Raw genomic sequence first — 26,676 nt, 5'->3', positions numbered from 1 at the left:
GATCAGGCCGCAGTTGCCGAAAGATCTGGAGGCCCGGCCGCGAGCAGCGCGCGGTCGTACTCGGCCTTCCACGTCACGCGTTGAGCGATCGCATGCATGAGCAGGTGCGCCCGTGGCGGCACGTTCGGATCACCAGGCCGCACCTTGTGCCAGACGAGCCGTGCCGGGTCCTTCTCTGGCTTCTCGATCCCCACTGCTTTGAGCGCCTGGAGGACGAAGCGCTTCCGGTCAGCCTTGTGGTCCGCGAGCGTCTTCCCTGACCACTTGCGGGACACCAGAACCCGCCGCCCAGGCAGCCCGAGCGTGGCCCTGCGGTGAGCCCTCCCCTTGCACCGTCCAGCCGTCATCCGCGAGTTGGCGCCTCGAGGCATGACGGCGTAGAGCAGCCAATTCGCGCATCGATCCGAGCACGGCGTGACGGCCAACTCGTCCGCCAGGCGGTCCGCATGCCGGCGTTGCCGTTCGTTGTCCTGCTCGACCACCTCACCAATGGACTTCGTGAGGTACTTCGTCAGGTAACCGATGTGTCGCCCAGATTCCTCGGAGCCGCCGAGGATGCCCTTGGAGTGCACCTGCCGCCCGAACTTCGCGACGTGCGCCGGTTCCTCGACCTCCGCGTCTTCCCAGGTGGTCAGGGCCTTTCTGGTGTCCGGGTCGATGAACGCCTTGAGATCGAAGTCCCAGACCGGCAGCCGGTCCACGTAGACGCGTTCGTCGTGCTTCGGCCACCACACCTGGTGGTAGGTAGCCGCCGTGACCAGCCGAATGACCTCGTGAGGGATCGAACCGCGGAGTGCTGCGTGCAGGTGCGGAGCGGCGCGTTTCTGAGGCTCGACCGTGGCGAAGTACTGGACGTCCCAGCCAGCCACCCGCCGCAGGTTCTGCCACCACCGGTCAACGAGCGACGCGAAGTGGACCGCATCCCTTGCCGCACGGCGGTAGTCGTAGCTGTCCGGGTCAACGGGCGTGCCGTCGTCGCGCACCTTGCCGTAGGTGTCGAGGGTGAGCGTCACGAACATCGAGGGACGGAAGGCTCCCGCGAACTCCCGTCCAACCGTCCGCCTCTCCACGCGCCGCCGAGGCAGGTCCGGCGCATCCTGCCGACGCTTCGTCGAGCGCTTCACGGGCCGCTTGCCGGGATCGTCCGGTGAGGGCAGGCGACCACGGACGCCGAGTTGCCGAAGTTCTTCGTCGACGCTGTGGATCTCCTCCCGCAGTTCGTCCGCCTCAGCCGAGCTGCCCTCCTCCTTGAAGGCCTTCATGAGGTCAGCGCGGTACTCCAGCAGCTCCGTCTGGTCCTTTGTGGGCGGTTCCGGGGTGAAGTCGGGCTCCACCTCCATGTGCCAGCCTTCGCGGCACTGAGCCATCCGCAAGGCCTTGGCTTTCTTGGCGCAGGGCTTGCAGACGCTCTCCACCGTCGAGCCACACGGCACCGCGACGTACCGAACCTCGTAGGACTCGTGGTCTTCGACTTCCATCGTGAACGGCCGGACGCACACGCCGTGCTGCTCGGCGGCAGCCTTGGTGACGTCGAGCGCGGCAGGCTGCCTCATCCGTTCCGCGCGGGTCTGGCCTGCAACATCGCCGGGAAACGTGGTGACGTTCGTGCTCATGCTGCCCTCCGCTCGCTGCTTGCCGGGAAGTCGTGAACGGTGGCCGGGGCGAAGTAGACGCCCAACTCGACCAGGTCCGCGTCCGTGACGTGGAAGGCCCTCGCGCGTTCCGGTTCGCGCTGCCCGTCCTCTTTGAGCCAGGCGACACCAGGCGTGCTCTCGCTGATCTCATGAGCAGCCGCGCCACGCTGCCGAACGCCGTCGCCCAGGACCATGTCCACCTGAATCGGCTCGTCCAGGCGCAGCGCCACCCGAGTGGTGAACAGGTGCCGAAAGCTCACGACTTCCTTGCGCGGGTCCTGCACCAGGGCGACCGTGGCCACTCCGGGAGCGCGTCCCTGCGAGCTGATCGTCTGGACAGCACGCCCGGCACGTTCCCGGAGCTGCTTGTCCTGCTGGTAGGCGACGAGGTCCGCCAACTCGTCGACCACCAGGACCGTGAACGGCTCACCGGCGTTCCGAGTCCAGAGCCGACGAACGCCCCGGTACCTCGAAGCGCGAGCCTTGACCTCCGCTGCGATCTCTTCCAGCAGTTCAACGGCTTCCGGCCCGTTGTCGTAGACGACTTTGTCGAAGGCGTCAGGACACTGGCCGAGTTCCATCCCGCCCTTGGGGTCGATGCCGACGAGCCGAACCAGGCCGGCGCGAATCGCGGGGGCGAGCTGCCAGACGATCGACCAGAGCACCGAGCCCTTACCCGCGCCAGGGACGCCGACGACAAGGATCTGAGAGCCGAGCAGCTTCAACCTCCACGGCTTACCGGTCTCCGTCCTCCCGACGACCAGCTTCTTCAGATCGACGTCCGCAGAATCCCCCAGCGGCGGAACTGCCACGGGCCGCGCCAGCGGGTCAGCGTGGATGAAGTCGAGCTCAAGCAGCCGAGGCTTCAGTACCCGCACCCGGCAGGACCGAGCGTTGAAGGAGTGCGCCAGGTTGTCCCGTCGCGCTTCCCACTGCTCCGGGGACTGCGCCGGGATCATCCGTACCCGGACCTTGTCCCGCCAGCCCTCAGCCCGGACGCGCCGCAGCTCAGGCCGGTACTCCTTGCCCCGGTGTTCCTTGGCGAGATCAGCCAGCCGCATGACAGTGCGCCATTTCGACACGTAGACCGTGGCCCGCCGCCACTCAGTGACCGCCCGGTACCAGCAGTGCCGCAGAAACGACCGCTGGTGGAGCCCGAACCAGATCAGCAGCGCAGCAACGAGCGTGAGCAGTGCCAGCACGAGCGGGGAGAGCCCGAACTTCTGATAGGCCGCGAGCCCGACGACAGCCAGGCCAGCCACGACCGGGTACCGCACCGCGACGAGCACCAGGCGGACGCCGAGCCACACGGCGAACCCCGCCAGCACGAACGGTGCCGCAACAACCTTCGCCCACCGAGGAAGCCAGATCCACCACGGGAAACGCGGCCGAGCACCCTCGAACGGAGCCGGATCGACCCACTTCGTCCCGCTCATGCCGCACCGTCCAGGCACGAAACGCAGCGGAACACCATGCCAGTACTCGGGATGAACCCCACGGGCTTGAATGCGCTCAACCCGTTGCCGCACAAGCGCTTACACGTCAGGCACTCGAACCCTTCGGCCTGAGCCTGAGTGAGGTCGAGGCTGACCAGCCCGCCGCCGTCGACCATCACCGTGTAGGTGTCGACAGCCTGCAAACGCTCCACCATCGCGGCGAGCCGGTCCTGTCGACTTGACGCACCCCAGGTACGCGCAGATACCCTATGCATGACTCGAATCTCCTTGTGTCCCAACGATTTCAGGGTCGTTCGAGTCGGTGTACGTCGCCGGGAACAGTCAAGGCCCGCCAAGACTTTGGACTGTTTCCGCGCGACACACACCAACGCTGTTTGTTCAGTTGTGGATCAGCTCTGAGCGAGCTTCTTCGCGAGCGCTCTGCACCAGGAGCAGAGCGGCCGTCTCTCCGTCTTCCGGAACCACCCGCCACCCAGACACCGCGAGCAGTTCCGGTACTCCATCCGAACCCGCCCGGTCACCGGGTGCTTCGCGGTCAGGTTCATGCGGTACATCAACCGAGCCAGCAGGCGAGGCCTCACCGGCACCACCGCCTAACGCGGCTAGATGTGCGGAAGCCCGCAACAGCACCGGCCACAGTCACACCGGCAGGCGTCGAGGACCGGGCCGAAACCCAACGCCTTGCGCACCGACAACCCGAGCGGCACCGCCATCGTGTGCAGCACCTCGAAGTTCGCCCGGATCAGCCACCGCGACGACCGCAGCCCGTCCGGCGAGACCCAGTACCGCCAAGGCCGTTCCTGCTCCGGCCAGAACGGAACCCGTTGCACCAACCCGCAGCGGCGCAACCGCTCCATCCGCCGGTAGACGGTCCACAGCGGTTGCCGAAGAAACTCGGCAAGCTTCGGCACGGTCCACAAGCTCCACGGATCGTCGAGCAGGGCCACCAGCATCAGCTGAACCTGCACGTCGTCCGCGAACTCACCGAGCACTGCGTCAGACAGCTGAAGTACGTCGAGCATGGCTAACCCCACTCAGTCAGTGGCCCAGGCGTGTTACCAACCCAGCCAGCACCCTTGGACGGTTCGAGCACCGCAGCCAACAGGCCGGCGTGCTGCGACAACGTCCGCAGGAACGCCGCCAACTGCTCCCGACCGTCAGGCCCGTCCGGCACATGGATAGCGATCTGCGCCGGATCGAGGTTCAGCCGCAGGCAATGTTCCGCAGCGGCCGAGTCGGGCCATGCCACGATGTCCGCCGACGCCGCAGGACCAGGCGAGATCATGAGCTTCAACATCACGACTCCTCCCCAGAACGGGACTGTTCAAGCCGCGCGCGACGCTCGAACTCCTCAGCGGCGATGGAGCAGGCGTGACGAGCCCAAAGCGGCACCGCCAGATCAGCGGCCAAGATCCGCCACGCCTCCGCCACCGCGGAGTAGCCCAGAGCCAGACGAAGAAGTGCCTGCTTGTCGCCCGTACGGGACGCCGCGAACAGGGCCGCCGTCTGCTCCGCATACGCGGTGTTCCACCGGGCGACCGCCTCACGCGACGGCCGCGCCATTGTTAGGCCGCCGACTTCTGGTCGGTCTGACCCTGCTGACCCGCAGGCTTGTTCTCACGCTTGGGCGGAGCCCCGACCTGAGGCGCGCTGATACCCGTGGCCCGGATCGTGAAGCCCTGGTACTTGAACCGGTCCCCCATGACGCGCGGCTCGACCGTCAGTCCTTCGAACGCGACGGGCCGGACCTCAACGCCGGGCATGACCTGCACGGCCTGAGGCGGGACGGGCTGGACGTCCGCGAGCACGGTGATCGTGACCGACGCGTCCCGCTCCTTCTCGGCCGACGGGTCGGTGACGACGACCTTCCACTGACGCTTGCCGGACCGTTCGTCGACCTTCTGCTTGGCCTGCTTGCCGCGCGCCTTGTCCTCGTTGCTCATGTACTCCATGTCCGGAGCGACCACGCCGACCATCAGCGCGCCCTGCGGAAAGACCTGGTCAAACGACGCCTCGAAGCGAGTGCCGTACGGAACCGCCATGACTGCAACCTCCCTAGCCCCGCTAGGTCGCCTGTTCAACCTAGCCAAGTTTGAAACTAGCTAGGTTGTCTAGCCAGGTCAAGTAGTTCACGGTTTTCGCAGGTGAGCTAGCTCCCTAGGCGGGCTAGACAGGTTCCCGCTGGTCTCAGTACCGTCTACCTGTAGGCGCTTAGTAGGCGATCTGTAGGCACTTGGAGGAGCTGTGGCTCTCGACCCCGACGACCCGCGACCGCCGTACATGCAGGTGGCGAACGCGCTTCGGGCTGCCATCCTCACCAAGGTGTTCAAGGCCGGCGACAAGTTGCCCTCGCGCGCCGAGCTGGCGAAGAAGTACGAAGTCGCCCCGATGACCGTGCAGAACGCGCTACGCGAACTGCGCGATGAAGGTCTGATCGTCTCCCGACAGGGCAGCGGCGTCTTCGTCCGCGAGCGCACCGAACGCCCGGTAGGACTCCGGCCGCACATCGAGCGTGCGTTCGAGGCCGAGCACGTCTCCATCGCCTTCTCCGGCTTCTCTGGCGAGACACTGCAAGGCGTCATGCAGGAACCGCTGGACAAGATCCGAATCGGCCGACTGACACCTGCCTCGATCAACATCCGGATGCTCGTCCCGGACACGTCTCAGCCGTGGGCGATCCCGTGCCAGGTCGAGGACTTGCAGGACAGCCCGGGCTTCCGCAAGCGCATGGACGAGATCATGCGACGCCACACACTCGCGATCGTCGACAACGTCCAGGAACTCGGAGACCTTGGTCTGGTCAAGGACGTCTCCGTCGAGATCAAGGTCCACCGCGCCGCACCGCTGTTCAAGCTCTACCTGCTCAACAACGAGGAAGCCTTCTTCGGCTTCTACCCAGTCCGCGAACACGTCATCCGCTTCGATGGCGAACCCAAGCCGATCTACGACCTAGTCGGCAAAGAAGCCATTCTCTTCCACCACAGCGTCACCGATGACGACACCAGCACCGGCAGCCAATACGTTCAACAAGCCCGCATGTGGTTCGATTCCATGTGGGACACCGTATCCGTGGAGTACAAGCGATGACCAAGAGCGGAGTATCACCACTCGTCAACCCGGCAGCGCTGCAACGCCTTACCAAGAAGAGTAATGCACTTTTCCTAGATTTTGACGGACCAGTCTGCTCCGTATTTGCCCAGTTTTCACCAGAAATAATCGCCGGCAATCTTCGCGACGTATTGCGCGCACGCGGTCATCGACTACCAGAAAATTTGAATAACTCAAGCGATCCATTCGATATTCTTCGACATTCCGCGAAACTCGGAATAGTTGAAGCGAATCTAATTGAGACAGAGCTGACAGCCTGTGAGATCGAAGCGGTCTCCACAGCTGAACCGACGGTCGGCACCGAGAAGCTCATGCACGCGTGGACATCGCGCGGCGGAAAATTAGCAATAGTAAGCAATAACAGCCGCCAAGCCGTTCAGCGCTATCTTGAGAGGTTCGATCTCGTGCGCTACGTAGGGCTGATTGCAGCGCGAGAGTCATCGAACCCAGAACTCCTTAAGCCGAGCAGCTTTCTCATCAAGCAGGCATTGACAAGGTTGAACGTTTCCGCGGACACGGTGATAATGGTCGGCGATTCGGTCGATGACGTCCTCGCGGCAAAGCAGGAACAGGTAGAAGTGATCGGCTACGCAAATAAGCCTGGCAAGGACAGCATCCTGCTCAAGCATGGCGCAACTGCAGTAGTTAGTTCAATGGCAACGTTAACTGAATATATTCATCCTGTGTCGTAGGTACGCCGCAACCTTTTAGACTTGGAAGAAAATGGAACCCGTTACTGCACTAAGCGCTCTAAGCAAGGCGATCGGTGGGGCTGTCGCTAAGGTTGGCGGAAGCGCATTTGTAAATTTCCGTGAACGCAGGAAGCTTACTGAGGCAATGAAGGAGGCCAGTAGCCCTCCTTCAAGCATGCGACTGCACAACTTCATAGACAGTGTGCAGCCTGAAGGCGCCGCCGCGTTGTCAAACTTCGTGCGTTCAGCCGAATTCAATAGCATCGCCATGAAGATTGTCGCCGAATACTTTATCAAGAAGAAGCCGGGTCAGGTCGATGAGGCGCGCTACGACGCGGAGAAAGAGCTAGCAGCGCTTCTGAAGCTACAGATGCCGTCTTTCTCCAACGCCTTGTGTGCCGAAGCATCTAGTCTTCTAGTTGAGCAGATTGTTCTTGACGCTAGCTCATATCTGACTGACTCACACCTAAGCAAGTTTCTTCCTAAGCAGGCTGCTGGGGAGATCGCGAGGATTGCAGCAGGCCAAGCATCAAACGTAGATCAGGACTGTTCCGTAATTTCCGCAATTAAGTCTCTGGCAGAAATTGAGAAGTTCGAGCGTGATCTTCGAGAGCAGATCAAATCGACCCACTCCAAGATGCGCCTTCCACATTGGGGGACAAAGAAGCTAGTGGCGTGGGAATCACTCTACGTACAACCAAGAATTGCTCTCGTCTCCAATAATGAGCGACGCGAAGTTCATCGTGAGCATGTTAGCCTGACGGAGATATTTGCAAGTTCTACGCGGTGTGTGATCCTTGGTGATCCGGGGGGCGGGAAATCTACTCTCTCGTTTAAAACAGCTTACGATCTTGCAATTGGATCAGACCACAAGGTCGCCTCCGCTAGCGTTCCAATGGTTGTTGTGCTCCGTGATTTCGCTGTTGCATTCCAAAGCAAGAAGGCAACGATAGCGGAGCATCTTGCAGACCTCTGTCGCTCACCTTACGAGTTGAACCCACCGGACGGCGCAATCGAATATTTGCTTCTTACAGGGCGCGCCTTCGTCATCTTTGACGGCCTAGACGAGCTGATTGACACATCGTTGCGGGTTCAAGTCGTTGACGCCGTGCACGCTTTTGTAAATAGGTACCCTACGACGCCAGTGCTTGTAACATCACGCCGAATCGGGTACGAGGAAGCACCGCTCGACCCTGAGCTGTTTCCCGTAGTATCACTCGGCCAGTTTTCTGATCAGCAGGTGTCAACCTATGCTCGCCAATGGTTCTCTCAAGATGAATCATTGAGTGCAGACCAGAGCGAAACAATGGCCAAATCGTTCTTGGCCGAAAGTATTGTTGTTCAAGATCTTAGGCAGAACCCTCTCATGCTCTCACTGATGTGCGGGATCTACTCGGTCGAGAACTATATTCCACGAAACCGTCCCGATATCTATGAAAAATGCGCCACAATGCTCTTTGAGCGATGGGACAAACAACGTAGTATTGTAGTCCCTCTCCCGTTCGATGCGCTTATTAAGTTCGCGCTTTATGCACTTGCCCTGTGGCTATATGAGACGCCTGCACGCCAGCAAGGACTCACCCGGGGTGCGCTGATTAAGTTCATGGCGAATTACCTTCGAGAAAAGCGCTTCGATAACGACGAAGAAGCTGAGAATGCGGCTACAAGTTTCGTTGATTTTTGCACTGGCCGAGCATGGGTCATGACGGATGTTGGATCGAACCCTAGTCAATCGCTATTCGGTTTCACACACCGAACATTCCTCGAATACTTCGCGGCATGCCAAATTGTGCGAGTCCGTCGCGATGCGGTTCTTTTGCATGATCTTCTTGCCAGCAAAATCAAAAAGGCGGAGTGGGACGTTGTAGCTCAGCTCGCCCTGCAGCTATTTAATGAAGCTGCGGAGGACGGCGCCGATGACTTTATGGCTCTTCTGCTATCCGAGCGTCATGTTGCCGATCTGGACGAGCGGACCAACATCGAGTCATTCCTTGCTCGATCCTTGTCTTTTGTTGTCCCAAGGCCAGACTTGGTTAAAGAGATAGTCTCTGCAGCGTTCGAAGCATACTTGCTTCAAGATAATTCGGTGGATTCGCACCTTGTCTCGGGAGCTCAGATAACCGAGGTTGCTTGCGCGGCTTCTGAGCTATTGCCGAAAGTCCGAGATATCCTACTTGATCTTGTTCGTAGCAGACTTGGTACGGAAGATGAAGAAAAGGCGCTCTTCTTTGCGCTTTATGTTGAGGATTTCTCAAGGCAGCGGAACCAATCTCGGTCATTTCTCTCAAGAGAAGGCTTGGATTTTTGGAAATCGGTCGGTGAAGACTGGCGCGCGAAATTCAATTCCTACGTGACCAGAGAGGCTTCCTGGCCCTGGCTCGACGAGTACGCAGTTGCGCGAGGGATAATCGGAATAAATGAATACCTATTCCGCAATGATCTAGGAACCCTATTTATCCACGGTCGATTCGGCTTTGGTGACGCGTGCTCCATTGCAAGTGCGTTGTTCACGTCCTTCCGAGGAGGCCGCTTCAGAACGGATCTAGACTGGCAAAAGTGGATATCTAATGGAAACTTCGATGAGCTTGTGAATCGCTTGCTTGTCGCGCCGACACCCTGGGTGGATCTAGGTCAGTTTAACAAGCACCTTGGATTCAGTCTTGGATCCTTTTCTGACGCCGAGTCCTTTGATGAAAGAGGAGCCCGACTAGAGCTTTTCCTTCTTTTGCTCGCCTTCCATGTCGAGTACAATATCGTCGTGGGCTTGCTTTCTGAAGGTCGAAATAGAGTCTCTACATTCCGAAGCGTGCTAGTTGCTTCAGGAAATGACGTTGGACGCAAAGTACAGGATATTTTGTCCTACCTGCAGGAGCTCGGCGTGCACGCGGCGGTCATTGAGCTCCTGTCACGCTGGCTAAGTCGACAAGTTGACCTAGTCAGGGATGTAGTAGCGGTCAATCATGGTACTTAATAGGTGGATTCCCTGCGGATCTCGCCCGCTGTAGTCCCTGCTGTAGTCCTTTTCTTGCCGAGTTGGGCTCTATGGGATCAAGGCGCGCCGCCGTCGGCGGCGCGCACGGGGCCTGTCACGTTGGCACCGGCTCCCCATCCATCCCGGCACGCCGGGCTCCCGCTTCGCTCCGCCCGTCGGCCGTGCGGCGCGGCCGGCGTCCATCCACGGCAGCACGCCACCGACGGCGACGCGCAGGAGCTCCCAGCACCCAGGCGTCGGGACGATCGCGCGATCCAAGAGCTGACCGAGCCGGGCACGGCGATCGACGCCCGCCAACGCTCCGCGTCATCGGCCACCGGACATGCCAAAGCCGCCCCACCGAGGATCAGCGAGACGGGACAGCTACCAGGAAGAGGTGTAGCTACGGGTGTAGCAACGGTCCGGGACGGGTTGGGACGGGACAGCACCCCTGACCAGGCAACACCGACAACCGCGGACTAGCCCGAACGAGCCTGGACAGCCAGATGCAGCCTTGAAAGCGGGAGACGGGCAACCGTCCGGGGGTTCAAATCCCTCCGCTTCCGCAAGCGATCATTGGTATTGGTCACGTCATGCAGACACAGATGTGGCCCGCGGTCCTTTCTCTGGTCGGAGTGCTGTTCGGCGGTGGCCTGTCCTTCCTGGTGCAGACCACCGTGCAGCGCCGCGTCGAGCGCAGCGAGCAGAGGAAGCTGACCGCTGAGCGCGCTGAAGCCCGGCGGGTGGAGCAGCTGGAGCTGTTGCGGCAGTTCATCCGGGCCGGGCAGCAGGCCGAACGTGCGGCCGAGGACCGGGACGGCACGGCGGCCTGGAAGTCGGCGGCGCTGGACGTCGTCGACGAGCTGTGGGTCTGTGAGCGGATGATCCACGTGCTGTTCGCCTCGTCGCTGCACGAGTTGGCGCGGGCTTATGTCAAGGCTCTCGACCACGTCCTCTGGCAGGAGCCCGGCGGTGGCTCGCTGTGGGACCACCTCAAGGGGCCGAAGGCCGCGTTCCTCGCTGCGGCACGGGACGAGTTGGGCCGCTGAACGAAACGGCGGCGGTGCCCCGGAGGACACCGCCGCCGATGCAAAGCGAACTACGAGACGGCCAGGTGGTTGTGGTCGTCGTGCGCGGCGGCCTTCATCAGGGCCGCCGAGGAACGGACCTCAGCGCGCTGCGCGCGTGGCGGCACGCCGTTGACGTCCTCTGTGGACACGCCGTAGGCCGCTGTCACGAACGCGATGGCGCCGGCGTTGCGGCCCAGGGCCACGCGGTCGACGTTGCCGAGGTTGTCGCACTTCGAGTGGTAGCACGGGTCGTAGGCGATGCCTGCCGTGCCGCCCCACTTGGCTGCCTGTGCCTCGGTCTTGACGCCCTCGGCGCCGGTGAACAAGCCACCGGCCGGGATGCCCTGCGCGATGAACTCGCCGTAGTCCGAGCGGCCCGAGAAGTCCGTGCCCTCGGTGGGGACGCCCTTGGCGGCGAAGTAGTCGGCGAAGGCCTTTTCGATCTGGGCCGAGCCGTACGGGCCCGCGCCCGCGCCCACGCCGTCGGAGTTGTCGCCGTCGTAGATGAAGTACGCGGCGTTCGGGGAGCCGACCATGTCGAAGTTCAGGTACAGGGCGATGTCCAGCTGCTGCTCGAACGTCAGCGAGCGGACCCACTCCTCGGAGCCGATCAGGCCGCGCTCCTCCGCGCCCCACCAGGCGAAGCGGATCGCGTTGTCGACCTTCGGGCGGGAGCCGAGCTGGAGGGCCGTCTCCAGGAGTGCGGCGGAGCCGGTGCCGTTGTCGTTGATGCCCGCGCCCAGTTCGACGCTGTCGAGGTGTGCGCCGGCCATGACGACGTTGTTCTTGCGGCCGGTGCGGGTCTCGGCGATGACGTTGCGCTGGGTGCGGGTCTCGTTGTGGAAGCGCATGTCCACGGTGACCGAGGCGCCCGCCTTGCCGGCGAGCGTGGTGCCGTCGGCCTGGGAGATGCCGCCGGTCGGGATCTTGCCGGGGTTGGTCAGCGTCACGTTGGACAGCGGGCCCGCCGTGTTGTTCGAGACCAGCACGGCGATGGCGCCCGCGGCGAACGCGTTGAGGTGCTTCTGCTCGAACGTGCACCCGCCGCGGCGGATGAGGGCGACCGAGCCGGTGAAGTTCTGGCCGGCGAAGTCGGTCGCCTCGCAGCCCGTGGTGGCGTCCTCGGGGACGACGCGCAGCGGGCCGGTGACGCCGCCGACCGGCGTCTGGGGCGAGGCGGTCAGGATGAGCGCCTGGTAGTTCACGCCGTCGACGCGGGCGGTCTCGGCGTCGGTGACGGGGACTTCGAAGCTGAAGTTCGGCGTCGTGACGATGAAGCCCTCGTCGCGCAGCTTGCCCGCGACGTAGTCGACGCTCGCGTCGTAGCCGGGCGTCAGGGCCGCGCGGTTGCCGCCGTTGCGGTCGGCGATGCGCTGGAACGCGATGAGGTGCCGGTTGACACCCTCGACGGTCACCTTCTTCGCGAGCTTCTTGGCGAGTGCGGGGCCTGCCGGGTCAGCGGCGGCGGACGCCGTGGCGGTAGGGGCTGCGACTAGTGCCGAGATGGCAAGCACAGCCGCCAGCTTGGTTCTGCCGGACATGAACGTTCCCCTTCGTTCGAGATGGCTGCACCCTCACAAAAGGGAGACGCAGGACACAATCCGTCGGTCGGCGGGAGTTCAGCTGGTGATCAGGTGAACACACTCCGCTAGCCCCTCGACCGCGACGTTCCATTCCGGGCGCACGAAACTCGCCTCGTCCAGGCGCAATCGCACGTGCTCAAGGCGTTCTCCGCGCGGTGCCACGCCGATCGTGCCGTCGTGCACGTAGCCGAGCTTGGCGCTGACGCGGTTGGACGCGTGGTTGCCCTGCCAAGCCGCCGAACGAGCGATGCGCGCGCCCAGGTGGTCGAACGCGAACTGCAGGACGCCCACACGCATCTCAGTACCGAGGCCGCTGCCCTGGAACTCCTTGCCGAGCCACGAGCCGGTGTTCACCTCGCGCAGCGCGCCGAAGTCGCGCGCACCCAGCTCCTGCACGCCGATGACCTTGCCCTCGTGCCGCACGAGGAAGCAGATGGCCCAGTCCTTGGCGGCCAGCTTGGCGCGCACGCCCCAGAAGAACTGGACCATGCCGAGCCCGTGGTCGTCCGCCAGGCTGTCGGTCCACGGCACGTTGAACGGCATCTCGGCCGGGTCGTGCACGCCCGCCTTGGCGACCTCGACGAGCTCGAACAGGCCGGAGTCGTCGTCCGGGCGCAGCTCCAGGCGCGGGGTGCGGAGGACCAGGTGTCGCAGCGGCCAGGCGTCCATGATCCGATGGTGCCGGACCTGTCGAACGGTATTACGGTCGACTGCATGCGTGCCATCACTGTTCGCGAACCCGGCGGTCCGGACGTGCTCGAGTGGACCGAGGTCGCCGACCCGGTGCCCGGCGAGGGCGAGGTGCTGATCGACGTCGCCGCGAGTGCGGTCAACCGCGCGGACCTGTTGCAGCGGCAGGGTTTCTACCCGCCACCGCCCGGCGCTTCGGACGTCATCGGCCTGGAGTGCTCCGGCACGATCGCCGCGCTCGGTGACGGCGTCACCGGCTGGCAGGTCGGCGACGAGGTGTGCGCGTTGCTGGCCGGCGGCGGTTACGCGGAGAAGGTCGTCGTGCCCGCGGTCCAGGTTCTGCCCGTCCCGCGCAACGTCGACGTCGTCACGGCGGCCGCGCTGCCCGAGGTCGCGTGCACGGTGTGGTCGAACGTCGTGATGGACGGCCGGCTCAAGCTCGGCGAGACGTTCCTCGTGCACGGCGGTGCGGGCGGCATCGGCACGCACGCGATCCAGGTGGCCAAGGCGCTCGGCGCGACCGTCGCGGTCACCGCGGGATCGGACGAGCGGCTGCGCAAGTGCGCCGAGCTCGGCGCGGACATCACGGTCAACTACAAGACGCAGGACTTCGTCGCCGAGGTGAAGCAGGCGGACGTCGTCCTCGACAACATGGGCGCCTCCTACCTCCCCCGCAACATCGACGTCCTCGCCCCGGACGGCCGGTTGATGATCATCGGCATGCAGGGCGGGGTGAAGGGCGAACTGCCGATCGGCAAGCTCCTCACCAAGCGCGCCTCCGTGATGGCGACGGGTTTGCGCGGCCGCAGCGTCGACGGCAAGGGCGCGATCGTCGCCCAGGTCCGCGAACACCTGTGGCCGTTGATCGAGAGCGGTGCGGTCAAGCCGATCGTCGGTCAGGTCGTGCCGATGTCGGACGCAGCCGAGGCGCACCGCCTGCTGGAGGCGAGCGACGTCTTCGGCAAGGTCCTGCTCAAGCGAGAGCGGTAGCCGCGGCCAGCGAGGTCCGGGGAGCCGTGCGGAACTCCAGCCCGAACTCCTCGGACCACCGCGTCAGCACCGCCTGCTCGTCCGGGCGGTCGGCGTCGTCGGCCAGCACCGTCGCCCCCGGCGCCAGCACGGCGCTGAGCACCGGCAACGCCGGATAGCGCGAGTCGCCGAACCCCGGTCCGTCCACCAGCAGCAGGTCCACCAGACCGAACCGCTCGACGTACCCGAGCACTTCGTCGTGCACCAGCTGCGGCGCGTACCACTGGCCGTGCCGCGACAACGCCGCCGGATGCCGCGACAACGGCGCGTGCACCACGCGGGCGGCGGAGCCGAGACCTTCGCGTCGTAGTTGCGAGGCAACGAAAGCAGCCATGCGTTCGTCGTGCTCGATCGACAGCAGGTGCCCGAACCCCCGCTGCTGCAACAAACGCGCCAGCAGGACCGAGGAAGACCCGCAGCCCAGTTCCACCAGGACGGTCCGGGCGCCCAGCACGATCTCGTCCATCACGGCGACGAGCGCCGCCGGCCTGAGGTCGCCGGAGAGCTGCGGCAGGTACTCGGTGTTCAACGAGCCGAGGCGCTGCAGGGCCGAGAGATCCGCGAGCTCGCGAGCCAGCGAGTCGTCCAAAGATGATCTCCCAAATCCCTCAGCCGAGTTCGGCCACCGCCCGCACCAGGTCGTCCATCTCGACCGCGTTCGTGTAGTGCGCGAGCCCGATGCGGATGGCGCCGCCGATCTCGCCGACGCCGAGCACCGAGAACACGCCGTGCTGGCCGGGGTCGGCGAACGCGCAGACACCCCGCGACGCGAGGTGTTCGACGCCGTCCTCCGCCTTGACCCCGGCGATCGAGAACGCCAGCGCGGGCACCCGCCGCATGGCGTCGCCGATCACCATCACGTGTCGCAGCGAACGCAGTTCGTTGATCAGATTAGCGAGCAGCCCGGCCTGGTAGGCCTTCACCGATCCCAGCGACGTGAGCAGCCGCTCGCGGCGCGTGCCGGAAGCCGCGTCGTCGAGGTCCGCCAGGTACTCCACCGAGGCAACGAGCCCGGCGAGCATCGGATACGCGTGCGGGCCGAGCTCCAGCCGTTCCGGGCCGCGCGCCATCGGGTCGACCGAGACCGACGGCAGCCGCTCCAGCACCGACGGGTCGCGGAACACCAGCGCGCCGACCGGCGGACCGCCCCACTGACCGGCGGAGAGGGCGACGACGTCCGCACCCATGCCAACGATGTCCAACGGCACGAAAGGCGCCGCGGCCGAGGCGTCCACCACCATCATCGAGCCGTGCGCGCGAGCCACCGCGGAGATCTTGCCCAGGTCAGGACGGGTGCCGACCACGCCGGACGCCGCCGTGATGGCGATCAGCTTGGTGCGGTCGGTGACCAGCTCGTCGAACTGCCAGCTCGGCAGCTCGCAGGTCTCGATGTCGATCTCCGCCCACTTGACCGCGCTGCCGGTGCGCTGGGTGGCGCGCAGCCACGGCGCGATGTTCGCCGGGTGGTCGAGCCGGGAAACCAGGACCTCGTCGCCCATGAACCAGTCGTCGGTCATCGCGTCGGCGAGACGTTGCAGCAGCACAGCGGAGGAGGGGCCCAGCACGACACCGGCGGGATCGCCGCCGACGAGGTCCGCGACGGACCTGCGGGCGGCGTCCACGATGCCCTGGGCCCGCTGGGACGCGGGGAAGATGCCGCCGGGTCCGGAGACCGGGGCGCGCAGCGCGGTGGAGACGGCGGTGGCGACCTGTTCGGGCACCTGCATGCCAGCCGGTGCGTCGAGGTGGACCCAGCCGTCGCCGAGCGCGGGGAAGAGCCCTCGTACCCGTGCGACGTCGAACGCCATGACACACACCGTACGTATGCGAGCAAACACTGCAACGACCAGCCCCACCCCGATTGGTTTCGAAAACGTGAATCGCGCGAGGATGGAGACCATGAACCAGGAGCAGCCCGTCGTAATCGTCGGTGGCCAGGACGGCGACATCGCCGACCTCGTCGAACAGCCGGCGAAGGTCATGCGGATCGGCACGATGATCAAGCAGCTGCTGGAGGAGGTGCGGGCGGCGCCTCTGGACGAGGCCAGCCGCAACCGCCTCAAGGAGATCCACAAGCGGTCCATCGAGGAGCTCGAGGACGGCCTGGCGCCGGAGCTGCGCGAGGAGCTGGAGCGCCTGTCGCTGCCGTTCACCGAGGAGGGCACCCCCTCCGACGCCGAACTGCGGATCGCGCAGGCTCAGCTCGTGGGCTGGCTGGAGGGCCTCTTCCACGGCATCCAGACCGCGTTGTTCGCCCAGCAGATGGCGGCGCGCGCCCAGCTGGAGCAGATGCGCGGCCGCGCGCTGCCCGCCGGCAGCGGCGCCGAAGGTAACGAAGGCGGAACAACAGGCAAAGGGACGGGTCAGTACCTCTAGCTAAGCCACGCGGTGGTGGCTCTACGATGCGCTGACCGTTCTGGAGAGGAGCCACCGTGCTCGACCGAGTCCGCAATGGCCTGCAGGCCAAGCAGCTTCGTCACAAGCTTCGTGTCAAAGCGCTCGAACTCATCCAGGACGCGTTGAAGCCGCAGCAGGAGCAGATCGAGCGGATCCAGGCCCAGCTGGACGGCCTGCGCGACGAGGTCGCGCAGCAGGCGAACCGGATCGTCGACCACACCGTGGGACATGAGGTGCGGGCCCGCCGCGACATCGTGTTCGCCGCGGACAGGGAAGCGGCGCTGCAGAGCGCTCAGTTCGTGCACAAGAACATGCCGCGGGTCCCGCACTTCGGCTCACCGCAGGAGACGCTCGAGTTCGCGCTGGCCCAGACGCCCGAGGGCGGCATGGCGCTCGAGTTCGGCGTCTACACCGGCGGCACGCTCAAGATCATCGCGAACGCCAGGGAGGGCGCCGAGGTCTACGGCTTCGACTCCTTCGAGGGTCTGCCGGAGAACTGGCGCAACGGGTTCCCCGCCGGCACGTTCACGATGGACGGCCTGCCGGACGTGCCCGGTGCCGAGCTCATCGCCGGGTGGTTCGACGAGACGTTGCCGAAGTTCCTCGCCGACCACGAGGGCCCCGTCACGTTCCTGCACGTCGACTGCGACCTGTACTCGTCCACCAAGACCGTTCTCGACCTGGTCGGGCCCCGTCTGGTCGAGGGCAGCGTCATCGTCTTCGACGAGTACTTCAACTACCCGCAGTGGCAGGAGCACGAGCACAAGGCCTGGCTGGAGCACGTGGCGGCGCACGGCGTGGAGTTCGACTACCTCGGGTACACCTACGACCACGAACAGGTCATCGTAAAGGTGATCAAGGTCTGATCGCACCGTGACCGACCGGTAAGCATGGCCGTCGGTGGTCGCCGGTACGCTCAGTCCTCGTGCAAGCCACCAGTACGCTCGACCAAGCAGAGGCGCCCCCTGCCGTCAAGTCGCGCAGCTTCAAACGCGCGTTCGCGGATGTGCGGGAGGCGTGGGACCACCGTGAGCTGTGGGGCCACCTCGGCTGGCAGGACATCAAGCAGCGCTACCGCCGTTCGGTCATCGGCCCGTTGTGGATCACCATCTCGATGGGCACCACGGCGCTGGCGCTGGGCTTGCTGTACTCCGTGCTGTTCGACACGAACGTCCCCACGTTCCTGCCGTACGTGACGGTCGGCTTCATCATCTGGAACTTCATCCTCGGCTGCATCACCGAGGGCACGGACGTGTTCATCGCGAACGAGGGGCTCATCAAGCACCTCCCCGCGCCGATCACGGTCCACGTGATGCGGATGGTGTGGCGCCAGGTGCTGTTCCTGGCGCACAACCTCGTGGTCTACGCGGTGGTGCTCGCCATCTTCTTCACGGCGCTCGACCACCCGTACACGATCACCAAGGGCGGCATCGAGCACCCCGGCATCAGCTGGACCATCGTCCTCGCGATCCCGGGCTTCGCGCTGCTCGCGGTGAACGCGGTGTGGATCGCCCTGCTGTTCGGCGTCATCAGCACCCGCTTCCGCGACATCCCCCCGGTGGTGAACAGCTTCATCAACCTGGTCTTCTTCATGACGCCGATCGTCTGGGACGCGGGCGTGCTGCAGAGGGTCACCGGTGGCAGCGGCGACAACGACTGGCGCATGCTCATCGCCGAGCTCAACCCCGTGTACCACTTCGTCGAGGTGGTCAGGGCCCCGCTGCTCGGCCACGCGGTCGACTGGCACCACTGGGCCGTCGTCGGCGGCTTCACCGTCGTCGGCTGGTTCGCCGCGCTGGTGATCCTGCGCAACTACCGCGCCCGCGTTTCCTACTGGGTCTAGAAGGAGGTCGACACCCATGGTCAGCATCGACGTCTGGAACGCATCGGTCGACTTCCCGATCTTCGACGCGAAGTCGAGGTCGCTGAAGAAGCTCGCGCTCGGCAAGGTCGGCGGCAAGATCGAGTCCGAAGGCCGCGTCCCGATAATCGAAGCTCTGCACGACATCACGCTGTCGCTCAAGGACGGCGACCGCGTCGGCCTGGTCGGCCACAACGGCGCCGGCAAGTCGACGCTGCTGCGCCTGCTGGCGGGCATCTACGAGCCCACCCGCGGCCAGTCGCGCATCATCGGCAAGGTCGCGCCGGTCTTCGACCTCGGCGTCGGCATGGACCCGGAGATCTCCGGGTACGAGAACATCATGATCCGCGGCCTGTTCCTCGGCATGAGCCGCAAGCAGATGGAAACCCGCGTCGACGACATCGCGCAGTTCACCGAGCTCGGTGACTACCTGCAGATGCCGCTGCGCACGTACTCGACGGGCATGCGCGTCCGGCTGGCCCTCGGCGTCGTCACGTCGATCAACCCGGAGATCCTGCTGCTCGACGAGGGCATCGGCGCGGTCGACGCGGCGTTCATGGCCAAGGCCCGTGACCGCCTGAAGGACCTGGTCGCCCGTTCCGGTCTGCTGGTGTTCGCGAACCACTCCGACGAGTTCCTCGGGGAGTTCTGCGACAAGGCGATCTGGATGGACGAGGGCCACGTCAAGATGTTCGGAGGCCTGCGCGAGGTGCTGACCGCGTACAAGGGGTACGACCCCTTCGAGCGCAAGCACCCGCACGAGGAAACCCCCGTCCTCAGCGGAAACGGCGGCGAGTAGAGCATGAACCTCGAGGCACTGCCCAAAGGCTCCGTCGTCGCGGTGGTGGTCACCCGCCACCGCAGGGACCTGCTGGCCGAGTCGCTGAAGGCCCTGGCGACCCAGACGCGCGTGCCCGACCACCTGGTCGTCGTCGACAACGGTCCCGACCAGCCCGTCGGCGACCTCGTCGAGCAGTGTCCGCTCCCCACGACCTACCTGCCGTCGCACCGCAACCTCGGCGGTGCCGGCGGCTTCGCGCTGGGCATCCTGCACGCGCTCTCGCTGGGCGCGGACTGGGTGTGGCTGGCGGACGACGACGGCCGCCCGGCCGACGAGCACGTGCTGGCCGTGCTGCTGGAGGAGGCGGAGCGCAGGGGTCTCGCGGAGATCTCCCCCGTCGTCACCAACATCGACAGCCCGGACAAGCTCGCGTTCCCGTTGCGGCGCGGCCTGACGTGGAAGCGCTCGGCGGCCGAACTCGGCACGGACTTCCTGCCGGGCATCGCCTCGCTGTTCAACGGGGCGCTGTTCCGCGCCACCACGCTGGACGTCGTCGGCGTGCCGGACTACCGGCTGTTCTTCCGCGGCGACGAGGTGGAGGTCCACCGGCGCATGGTGCGGTCGGGGCTGCCGTTCGGCACGTCGCTGCGGGTCGCGTACGTGCACCCGGACGGCTCGGACGAGTTCAAGCCGATGCTGGGCGGCAGGTTCCACGCCCAGGACCCGGAGAACCCGATCAAGCGCTACTACACGTACCGCAACCGCGGGTACCTGCTGTCGCAGCCGGGCATGCGCAAGCTCGGCGCGCTCGAGGTGTTCCGGTTCGGGCTGTACTTCCTCGCCGTGAAGCGGGACCCGAAGGCGTTCGTCGAGTGGCTGAAGCTCGTGCGCCTCGGTCAGCGGGAGCGCTTCTTCCGCAAGTGAGCCGGTCTGCCGAGGGCGGAATCGCTACGAGCGGAACCGCCCTCCGCAGGGCTCCTGAACGCGGTTGGCTGCTCTCATGAGCAAACTCGTGCTGTTCCTCGCCGCCAACCCGAACCCCATCTCCCTGCCGGTCACCGACGAGACGCGGGACGACCTCGCGCCGCGGCTGACCCAGATCGTCCGCAACGGACACACCCAGCCGATCCCGGGGCCCGACGGGCGCGAGTACGTCGTCAACTTCGCCAACGTCGTCGTCGCCCACTTCGAGTAACCGCTCGCGCACTTCGAGTGATCGGAGTAAGACGGGGTGGGTGATTTCCCGACGCAGACTTCTGTCCCTGGCCGGCGCGGGCGCGTTGCTCGCGGCGTGTGGTTCGAACACCGGCAGGGGCGGCAACGGCCAGGCCCTCGAGCAGTGGTACCACGCGTACGGCGAGCCCGGCGTGCAGCAGGCCGTGGAGCGCTACGCCAAGGCGTACACCAAGACCCAGGTCGACGTGCAGTGGAACCCCGGCGACTACGACTCCAAGCTCGCGACGAGCCTGCTGTCCGACGGCGGACCGGACGTCTTCGAGTCCACCCCGCAGATCAGCTCGGTCCGGGCGGGTCAGCTCGTGCCGCTCGACGACGTCTTCGGCGACGCCAGGAGCGACTTCTCCGCCTCGATTCTCGACACGCACACCGTCGACGGGAAGATCTACGGCATCCCGCAGGCCGTCGACATGCAGATGTTGTTCTACCGCAAGAGCTTGTTCGTCCAGGCCGGCGTGCGACCACCGTCCACGGTGGATGAGCTGATCGACGCGGCTCGGCGTCTGACCACGGGTTCGGTCAAAGGGCTTTTCGCCGGCAACGACGGTGGTGGCGGCGTGCTGGGCGGGCCCGCGCTGTGGTCGGCCGGGCTCGACTACGTGCGGGACCACCAGGTCGGGTTCGACGATCCCCTCGCCGCGACGGCGATCGGCAAGCTCCGCGAGCTCTACACGAGCGGCGGCCTGTTGCTGGGCGCGGTGAAGGACTGGGCCGAGCCTGACGCGTTCGCGCAGGGCCTGGTCGCGATGCAGTGGACCGGGTTGTGGGCGGTGCCGGCGGTGCAGAAGGCGCTGGGTGACGACTTCGGCGTGCTGCCGTTCCCCTCGCTGCGTGAGGGCGGGTCGGCAAGCGTGCCGGTCGGGGCGTTCGGCGCGATGGTCAACGCGAAGTCGAAGCGGATCGACGAGGCCAAGGACTTCGTGCGGTGGCTGTGGATCGAGAAGACCGACTACCAGGAGGACTTCAACCTGAGCTACGGCTTCCACATCCCGCCCCGCAGGAGCATCTCGGAGAAGGCCTCGAAGCTGACGACGGGCGCGGCGGCCGACGCGGTGAAGTTCGTGCGGGACAACGCGAAGGCGTCCAACCCGCCGGACTGGACCTCGGTGATGCGGACGGCGTTCAACGACGCCGTGTCGCGCGTGGTCCGCGACGGCGCCCCGGCCGACGCCGAACTCCGCGGGGCGGCCGACGTAGCTCGCGGCGAGCTGAAGCGCCTGTACGGATGAGGCACGGACGCGCGTTCTGGCTGTTCGTGGGCCCGTTCGCCGCCGGGCTGCTCGTGTTCGTGTACGTGCCGATCGGGTGGAGCCTGCTGCTGTCGTTCTTCGACGCGCGCAACACGGTGACACCGACCGAGTTCGTCGGCCTGCGCAACTACGCGGACATGCTGACCGACGGCCCGTTCCTCAGCAGCCTCGGCACCTTCAGCGTGTTCGCGGCGTTCATCGTGCCGTTGACGTTCGTACTGGCCCTCGCGCTCGCGTTGCTGGTCAACCAGATCAGCTTCATGCAGGCGTTCTTCCGCTCGGTGTTCTTCCTGCCGACGGCGTGCTCGTACGTCGTGGCGTCGCTGGTGTGGAAGCTCTCGATCTTCAACGGCCTGCGGTCCGGTGTGGCGAACACGGTGCTGGGCTGGTTCGGTGCCGATCCGGTGGCGTGGACGGTGTCCACGTCCCCGCCCTGGTACTGGCTGGTGCTCGTGACATTACGGCTGTGGTTGCAGCTGGGGTTCTACATGATCCTGTTCATCGCTGGGCTGCAGCGGATTCCCGTTGTGCTGTACGAGGCAGCAGCACTGGACGGCGCGCGGTCGTTGCAGGCGTTTCGGTTCGTGACGTTGCCGCAGCTGCGGACCACTTCGGTTGCCGTGTTGTTGCTGCTTTTGATCGGTGCTTACCAGGCGTTCGACGAGTTCTACAACGTGCTCGGCACGGATCGCGGCTATCCGCCGTTCGCCCGGCCCCCGTTGATTTACCTGTACTACACGGCTTTGGGCAGTGGTGGTCAGGACTTCGGGCACGGGAGCGCGGGCGCGGTGATCCTGACGTTGCTGATCGTCGGTGTCACGTTGCTGCAGGGGCGGGTGGTGCGGCGATGAAGGCCTTGCGGTACCTGGCTTTGAGCGTGGCGGCTGCGCTGTTCCTGCTGCCGTTCTACCTGGTGGTGCGCAACGGGCTCGTGTCGGAGGCGGAGATCAGTGCGACGTCCTGGACGTTCCTGCCGTCGTCGGTGCGCTGGGAGAACTTCGCCGAGCTGTTCAGCGATCCCGCCGTGCCGTTGGTGCGGAGCATGGTGAATTCGCTCGTGGTGGCGGTTCTGCAGACTCTTGGCCAGCTGCTCTTGTGCTCGCTGGCCGGTTACGGGCTGGCGCGGATTCCCTACCGGTACGCGAATGTCGTGTTCTACTTCGTCGTCGCCACCCTGATGATTCCGGCCGCGGTGACGTTCGTGCCCACGTTCGTCGTCGTGTCGACGCTGGGGTGGGTCTCCGACCTGCGCGGACTGGTTATTCCCGGGCTGTTCAGCGGGTTCACGGCGTTCCTGTTCCGGCAGTACTTCCTCGGGTTTCCGCGCGAGCTGGAGGAAGCAGCTCGGATCGACGGGCTCGGACACTGGGGGACGTTCTGGCGCGTTGTCGTGCCGAACTCACGTGGGTTCTTCGCGGCTTTGGGCGTGATCGCGTTCGTGACTTCGTGGAACCAGTTCCTGTGGCCGTTGGTGATCGCGCAGGACCAGGACTCGTGGACCGTGCAGGTGGCGTTGTCGACGTTCCTCACGGCTCAGTCGATCAACGTGCACGAGCTGTTCCTGGCCGCGGCCGTCTCCATCACCCCGCTGGTCGTCGTGTTCGTGGTGATGCAGCGGTGGCTGGTGCGCGGGGTGGCGGAGTCGGGGATCAAGGGCTGATCGTGATCGGTTCGTCGGTGTCGCAGTAGAGGACGAAACCCGCCTCCGGGTCGCCGGCGGACTCGGCCGTGCCGAACCCGAGCACCAGCACCGGCCGAGGCAACCAACCCGTGTCCCGAGGCCGGTCGAGCCTCGTGACCGACCGGACCACGGCGTCGGTCTCGGGGATGAACAGCTCGACCACGTCACCAGGCTGCAGGACCCACGGATCGCACTTGAACCGCCAAGGCGTGTTCCGCCACTCCGAGCTCTCGGCGAACCGGGAGAAGGCGACGGTCCCGTCCCAGGAGAACTCCGAGTTCGGGTCCTTCGCCTTCCACGGCCACTCGAGGTGGACGTGGTGGTGCGAGACGCGCGCGACGGTCGTCGAGACGACCGGGCTGGACACCACGACCACGTCACCCTCGTAGAGCTTCGGAACCTCGTGTGCACGCAAGAACCGCTGCCCTCCCGCCGCGAACGGAGCGTCAGGCTACCGAACTGGCGAAGTCGCCCGGCGGAACCCACGGGACACCGGGGTGGAAGATCCGGCCGTCCGGCGCGTACCGCCTGCTCATCGCCGCCCGCCAGCTCCACTGGTTCAGCTCCGGGTCGTGCGGCCAGTACTCGTCCCAGATCTCGGTCTTCTTGTCGCGCAGGAACCCGCTGATGTTCTCCGGCAGGTTGAGCACCCGGTAGCCGGTGTACTCGAAGCGGCGCACTGCGGTGCGGCCGTGGTCGTCGGTACTCGCGTCGGCGACGAGGATCGCGGCCGCCGTGTGGTCGATGTGGTCGCCCTCGCGGTGGCCGATCGAGCTGCCCGTGCGGATGAAGCCAGGGCCCACGTGGTCGATGATGCCGCGGATCATGCCCACGAACTCGGCGTACGTGTACGCGGGGCGGCCGTCGATCGGCTTGGCCGTGAAGCCCGGCACGTTGAGCAGGCGCCACAGGTCGCCGAAGTTGTCCTCCGGGCCGGCTGCGGCGTGGACGTAGGTGTAGACGATGTGCACGTTGGTGCCCGCGAGCCTGTTCGTGGGCACGGGGTGGCCGCCGAACGTCATCGGCTCGTAGTGCCAGTTGTTCGCCACCCCGGCGGTCTTGGCATAGGCGGCGCGCACGCCGTCCAGGCGCATTTCCGCGTACTGGATGCCCCCGTAGGAGCTGCCGGGGCGGTGCGGGATGTCTCCCGCGGTCAGGTACACGATCCAGACGTCCTGGCCGTCCCACACGTCCGACGCGATGTCCGGATTCATGAAGAGCAGGTCGTCGTCTTGATGCGCGACAAAGCTGAGCGTGGTCACGGTTCCCTCCCAAGGCCGTGCCAGGTCCGTCGCTCATCCGATGAACGACGGACCCTGCCCTGAGAAGGAGGGGCGAATCAGCCCTCGAATACCTTCCGCCACGACTCCGTCGAGGTCAGCTCCGGCAGCGCGGCGCGGTACACGCGCTTGAGCTGGTCCCACTCCTGCCCGAGCCGGCGGTAGTTGCGGGCCGCCCGCTTGGCCAGTGCGCGGAACTCCTGCGGGTCGCGCTTGTAGAACGCCACCGCGGTGCCGTCGGCGGTGGAGACGGTCGCGCTGTCCAGGTTGCCGAGCAGGAACCAGCGGGCGCTGAGCGCCGGCACGTTCATCTGCGGGCGGCCCGCCGCGTCGGGCGCCGGGCTGCGGAAGTTGTGCAGCAACGACTTCGCGGCGCGCTTGGCGGTGGTGATCTTCGACTGCGACGGCTGCAGCAGGGCCTCGGCGCGCACCTGGTCGAAGGTCGGCGGCGGGAACTCCCTCGCCGACGGCAGGGTCTGCGCGTCGGAGTACTCGGCACGCAGCCTGCGCACCTCGGGCAGTGCGGTGCGCAGCGAGTCGAAGAGCAGCGACGGGCCCGCGAGGAAGTCCTCGATCGCCTTCTGCTGCAACATGACCGTCGAGTACTCCATCGACAGCAGGTGGCGCAGCGTGAGCTTCAGCCCGTGCTTCACGATGCCGTTCTTCACGTCGTACGGGCTGTGCAGCGCGGCGAGGATCAGGCGGTTGCGCGTGTGGAAGTACGCCTGCCAGTCCGTCGAGTCGTTCTTGTCGGTCCACGGCATGTGCCAGACCGCGGAGCCGGGCAGCGACACCGTCGGGAAGCCGTGCTCCAGCGCCCGCAGCGAGTACTCGGCGTCGTCCCACTTGATGAAGAGCGGCAGCGGGTAGCCGCTGCGGCGCACGACCTCGCGCGGGAACAGGCACATCCACCAGCCGTTGTAGGTGGCGTTGACGCGCGGGTGCAGTTCCTTGGTGTCCCGCAACGAGTCCGTGGCGAAGTTGTGGTCGGTGACCGCGCCCGGCGCCGCACGCCAGAAGCACGTGTTGAGGTCGACGATCTCCGCGAAGCTGTGCAGGCGGGCCCGCGAGTACAGGTTCAGCATGTGGCTGCCGACGATCACCGGCTGGGCGGCGGCGCGGGCGAACGCGTTGGAGCGCAGCACCGCGTCCGGTTCGAGCCGGATGTCGTCGTCCATCAACATGATCTGGTCGGCGTCGGTGTTCTCGATCGCCTCGAACATGCCGCGGGTGAACCCGCCGGAGCCGCCCAGGTTGTCCTGCTCGATGACCTCGAGCTTGTCGCCGAGCAGTGCCGCGGCCTCCGCGAAGCCCTTGGTGTCACGGACCTTCACGGCACCCTGGTCGGCGACGAACACCTTGCAGAGCACGTCGAGCACTGCCTTGTCCTCGCCGAGCGCGCGCAACGCGATCACGGCGTCGACCGGGCGCATGGTCGTCATGCCGATGGCGACCGACTGCGCGGGCAACGGCTCGCGCACGGTCCAGGCCGCCTCGCGGATCTCGAGCGGGGCGTCGTCGGTGAAGACGTCGAACCAGATCCAGCCGCCGTCCTCGAACGGCTTGAGCGACACGGTGAACTCGACGTCGGTCCACTCGGCCGCGTCACGGACGTAGTGGCCCTCGATGTGGATGATGTCGCCGGACGGACGCGAGCGGTACACGTCGACGCGACCGGTGCCGCGCACCGCCATGCGCAGCACGACCTCGTCGACGGTCGTCCAGCGCTTCCAGTAGGAGGCGGGGAAAGCGTTGAAGTAGGTGGAGAAGGAGACCTTCGCCGACGGGGGAACCGTGGTGCTGCGGCGGGACGCGACGTGGCAGTGCACCGAGTCCGGCTCGTCCAGGTAGAGCGGCCGGACATCGAGCGGGTCCTCGTCGCGGGGCAGGATCACCCGTTGCAGCACGCAGTTCTGGTCCACAGACCTTTCCCCTCACTAGAGCGGGCGGCCCGGA

27 protein-coding genes are annotated in these 26,676 nt (G+C 65.5%); 14 read left to right on the top strand and 13 right to left on the bottom strand.

Annotation, left to right across the window (positions count from 1 at the left end):
- Positions 1 to 2 precede the first annotated feature (2 nt).
- From ORI60_RS28605 to ORI60_RS28580, 6 genes are all read right to left on the bottom strand, one after another.
- A complete protein-coding gene (locus ORI60_RS28605) occupies positions 3 to 1,613 on the bottom strand; it encodes a replication initiator (protein ID WP_266041107.1) in 1,611 nt (536 codons plus the stop codon).
- Complete coding sequence (locus ORI60_RS28600) at positions 1,610 to 3,070, bottom strand: FtsK/SpoIIIE domain-containing protein (protein WP_266041106.1); 1,461 nt, start codon at positions 3,068 to 3,070, stop codon at positions 1,610 to 1,612. Before ORI60_RS28600 ends, ORI60_RS28605 begins: the two co-directional genes overlap by 4 nt.
- Positions 3,067 to 3,285 (bottom strand): hypothetical protein, encoded by a 219-nt coding sequence (locus ORI60_RS28595; protein ID WP_266041105.1) that lies wholly within the window; start codon positions 3,283 to 3,285, stop codon positions 3,067 to 3,069. Before ORI60_RS28595 ends, ORI60_RS28600 begins: the two co-directional genes overlap by 4 nt.
- A 408-nt stretch (positions 3,286 to 3,693) precedes the next feature.
- Positions 3,694 to 4,113, bottom strand: coding sequence for a hypothetical protein (locus ORI60_RS28590; RefSeq protein ID WP_266041104.1), 420 nt, complete (start codon positions 4,111 to 4,113; stop codon positions 3,694 to 3,696).
- Between the two features lie 2 nt (positions 4,114 to 4,115).
- Positions 4,116 to 4,388, bottom strand: coding sequence for a hypothetical protein (locus tag ORI60_RS28585; RefSeq protein WP_258946798.1), 273 nt, complete (start codon positions 4,386 to 4,388; stop codon positions 4,116 to 4,118).
- Between the two features lie 268 nt (positions 4,389 to 4,656).
- Positions 4,657 to 5,133 (bottom strand): hypothetical protein, encoded by a 477-nt coding sequence (locus ORI60_RS28580; RefSeq protein WP_266041103.1) that lies wholly within the window; start codon positions 5,131 to 5,133, stop codon positions 4,657 to 4,659.
- A 238-nt stretch (positions 5,134 to 5,371) separates the two neighbouring features.
- Between ORI60_RS28580 and ORI60_RS28575 the strand changes: the two genes are divergently transcribed.
- The 4 genes from ORI60_RS28575 to ORI60_RS28560 all read left to right on the top strand — a co-directional run bounded on the left by ORI60_RS28575 (position 5,372) and on the right by ORI60_RS28560 (position 10,911).
- Entirely contained in the window at positions 5,372 to 6,178 is an 807-nt protein-coding gene (locus ORI60_RS28575; RefSeq protein ID WP_266041267.1) for a GntR family transcriptional regulator, read from the top strand.
- Positions 6,175 to 6,891, top strand: a complete 717-nt coding sequence (locus ORI60_RS28570) for an HAD family hydrolase (protein ID WP_266041102.1) — start codon at positions 6,175 to 6,177, stop codon at positions 6,889 to 6,891. Before ORI60_RS28575 ends, ORI60_RS28570 begins: the two co-directional genes overlap by 4 nt.
- A gap of 175 nt (positions 6,892 to 7,066) precedes the next feature.
- Complete coding sequence (locus ORI60_RS28565) at positions 7,067 to 9,862, top strand: NACHT domain-containing protein (protein WP_266041101.1); 2,796 nt, start codon at positions 7,067 to 7,069, stop codon at positions 9,860 to 9,862.
- Positions 9,863 to 10,455: 593 nt separating this feature from the next.
- Complete coding sequence (locus ORI60_RS28560) at positions 10,456 to 10,911, top strand: hypothetical protein (RefSeq protein WP_266041100.1); 456 nt, start codon at positions 10,456 to 10,458, stop codon at positions 10,909 to 10,911.
- A 50-nt stretch (positions 10,912 to 10,961) separates the two neighbouring features.
- Here ORI60_RS28560 and ORI60_RS28555 read toward each other — a convergent pair whose 3' ends face one another.
- Both ORI60_RS28555 and ORI60_RS28550 read right to left on the bottom strand, forming a co-directional pair.
- On the bottom strand, positions 10,962 to 12,473 hold the full coding sequence (locus tag ORI60_RS28555) for a M28 family metallopeptidase (protein WP_266041099.1): 1,512 nt from the start codon (positions 12,471 to 12,473) through the stop codon (positions 10,962 to 10,964).
- Positions 12,474 to 12,551: 78 nt separating this feature from the next.
- Positions 12,552 to 13,184, bottom strand: a complete 633-nt coding sequence (locus ORI60_RS28550) for a GNAT family N-acetyltransferase (protein WP_266041098.1) — start codon at positions 13,182 to 13,184, stop codon at positions 12,552 to 12,554.
- Between the two features lie 45 nt (positions 13,185 to 13,229).
- On the opposite strand from ORI60_RS28550, the gene ORI60_RS28545 reads away from it, so the two are divergent.
- A complete protein-coding gene (locus ORI60_RS28545; RefSeq protein WP_266041097.1) occupies positions 13,230 to 14,195 on the top strand; it encodes an NAD(P)H-quinone oxidoreductase in 966 nt (321 codons plus the stop codon).
- Here ORI60_RS28545 and ORI60_RS28540 read toward each other — a convergent pair.
- Positions 14,179 to 14,823 carry a class I SAM-dependent methyltransferase gene (locus ORI60_RS28540; protein WP_266041096.1) on the bottom strand — a complete coding sequence of 215 codons (645 nt, stop codon included), beginning with the start codon at positions 14,821 to 14,823 and terminating at the stop codon, positions 14,179 to 14,181. The genes ORI60_RS28545 and ORI60_RS28540 overlap by 17 nt on opposite strands.
- Positions 14,824 to 14,842: 19 nt before the next feature.
- The gene (locus ORI60_RS28535; protein WP_266041095.1) at positions 14,843 to 16,042 is read right to left on the bottom strand and encodes a cysteine desulfurase-like protein; all 1,200 of its coding nucleotides are present in this window, start codon (positions 16,040 to 16,042) and stop codon (positions 14,843 to 14,845) included.
- A gap of 82 nt (positions 16,043 to 16,124) precedes the next feature.
- Between ORI60_RS28535 and ORI60_RS28530 the strand changes: the two genes are divergently transcribed.
- From ORI60_RS28530 to ORI60_RS28490, 9 genes are all read left to right on the top strand, one after another.
- The gene (locus tag ORI60_RS28530; RefSeq protein WP_090072219.1) at positions 16,125 to 16,610 is read left to right on the top strand and encodes a bacterial proteasome activator family protein; all 486 of its coding nucleotides are present in this window, start codon (positions 16,125 to 16,127) and stop codon (positions 16,608 to 16,610) included.
- A gap of 56 nt (positions 16,611 to 16,666) precedes the next feature.
- The gene (locus ORI60_RS28525) at positions 16,667 to 17,497 is read left to right on the top strand and encodes a class I SAM-dependent methyltransferase (RefSeq protein WP_266041094.1); all 831 of its coding nucleotides are present in this window, start codon (positions 16,667 to 16,669) and stop codon (positions 17,495 to 17,497) included.
- A gap of 59 nt (positions 17,498 to 17,556) precedes the next feature.
- On the top strand, positions 17,557 to 18,474 hold the full coding sequence (locus tag ORI60_RS28520; protein WP_266041093.1) for an ABC transporter permease: 918 nt from the start codon (positions 17,557 to 17,559) through the stop codon (positions 18,472 to 18,474).
- A gap of 16 nt (positions 18,475 to 18,490) precedes the next feature.
- Positions 18,491 to 19,291, top strand: a complete 801-nt coding sequence (locus tag ORI60_RS28515) for an ABC transporter ATP-binding protein (RefSeq protein WP_266041092.1) — start codon at positions 18,491 to 18,493, stop codon at positions 19,289 to 19,291.
- A gap of 3 nt (positions 19,292 to 19,294) precedes the next feature.
- Positions 19,295 to 20,197 (top strand): glycosyltransferase, encoded by a 903-nt coding sequence (locus ORI60_RS28510; protein WP_266041091.1) that lies wholly within the window; start codon positions 19,295 to 19,297, stop codon positions 20,195 to 20,197.
- A gap of 76 nt (positions 20,198 to 20,273) precedes the next feature.
- Entirely contained in the window at positions 20,274 to 20,468 is a 195-nt protein-coding gene (locus ORI60_RS28505; protein ID WP_266041090.1) for a hypothetical protein, read from the top strand.
- 40 nt (positions 20,469 to 20,508) lie between these two features.
- Positions 20,509 to 21,738 (top strand): ABC transporter substrate-binding protein, encoded by a 1,230-nt coding sequence (locus tag ORI60_RS28500; protein WP_266041089.1) that lies wholly within the window; start codon positions 20,509 to 20,511, stop codon positions 21,736 to 21,738.
- The gene (locus tag ORI60_RS28495) at positions 21,735 to 22,610 is read left to right on the top strand and encodes a carbohydrate ABC transporter permease (RefSeq protein WP_266041088.1); all 876 of its coding nucleotides are present in this window, start codon (positions 21,735 to 21,737) and stop codon (positions 22,608 to 22,610) included. Before ORI60_RS28500 ends, ORI60_RS28495 begins: the two co-directional genes overlap by 4 nt.
- Positions 22,607 to 23,419 carry a carbohydrate ABC transporter permease gene (locus ORI60_RS28490; protein ID WP_266041087.1) on the top strand — a complete coding sequence of 271 codons (813 nt, stop codon included), beginning with the start codon at positions 22,607 to 22,609 and terminating at the stop codon, positions 23,417 to 23,419. The genes ORI60_RS28495 and ORI60_RS28490 overlap by 4 nt, the downstream gene beginning before the upstream one ends.
- Here the strand turns inward: ORI60_RS28490 and ORI60_RS28485 are convergent.
- The 3 genes from ORI60_RS28485 to ORI60_RS28475 all read right to left on the bottom strand — a co-directional run bounded on the left by ORI60_RS28485 (position 23,409) and on the right by ORI60_RS28475 (position 26,642).
- Positions 23,409 to 23,855, bottom strand: a complete 447-nt coding sequence (locus tag ORI60_RS28485) for a hypothetical protein (protein ID WP_266041086.1) — start codon at positions 23,853 to 23,855, stop codon at positions 23,409 to 23,411. The two genes, ORI60_RS28490 and ORI60_RS28485, sit on opposite strands and share 11 nt — an antisense overlap.
- A gap of 31 nt (positions 23,856 to 23,886) precedes the next feature.
- Complete coding sequence (locus ORI60_RS28480; RefSeq protein WP_266041085.1) at positions 23,887 to 24,702, bottom strand: PIG-L family deacetylase; 816 nt, start codon at positions 24,700 to 24,702, stop codon at positions 23,887 to 23,889.
- A gap of 77 nt (positions 24,703 to 24,779) precedes the next feature.
- Positions 24,780 to 26,642, bottom strand: a complete 1,863-nt coding sequence (locus ORI60_RS28475) for a glycosyltransferase (RefSeq protein ID WP_266041084.1) — start codon at positions 26,640 to 26,642, stop codon at positions 24,780 to 24,782.
- Between the last annotated feature and the right edge of the window lie 34 nt (positions 26,643 to 26,676).

The organism is Lentzea sp. NEAU-D7 (genome assembly GCF_026242055.1).
Taxonomy (GTDB): Bacteria; Actinomycetota; Actinomycetes; order Mycobacteriales; family Pseudonocardiaceae; genus Lentzea.
The sequence above is the reverse complement of the archived record's forward strand: the minus strand, read 5'-3'. Positions and strand labels throughout refer to the sequence as shown.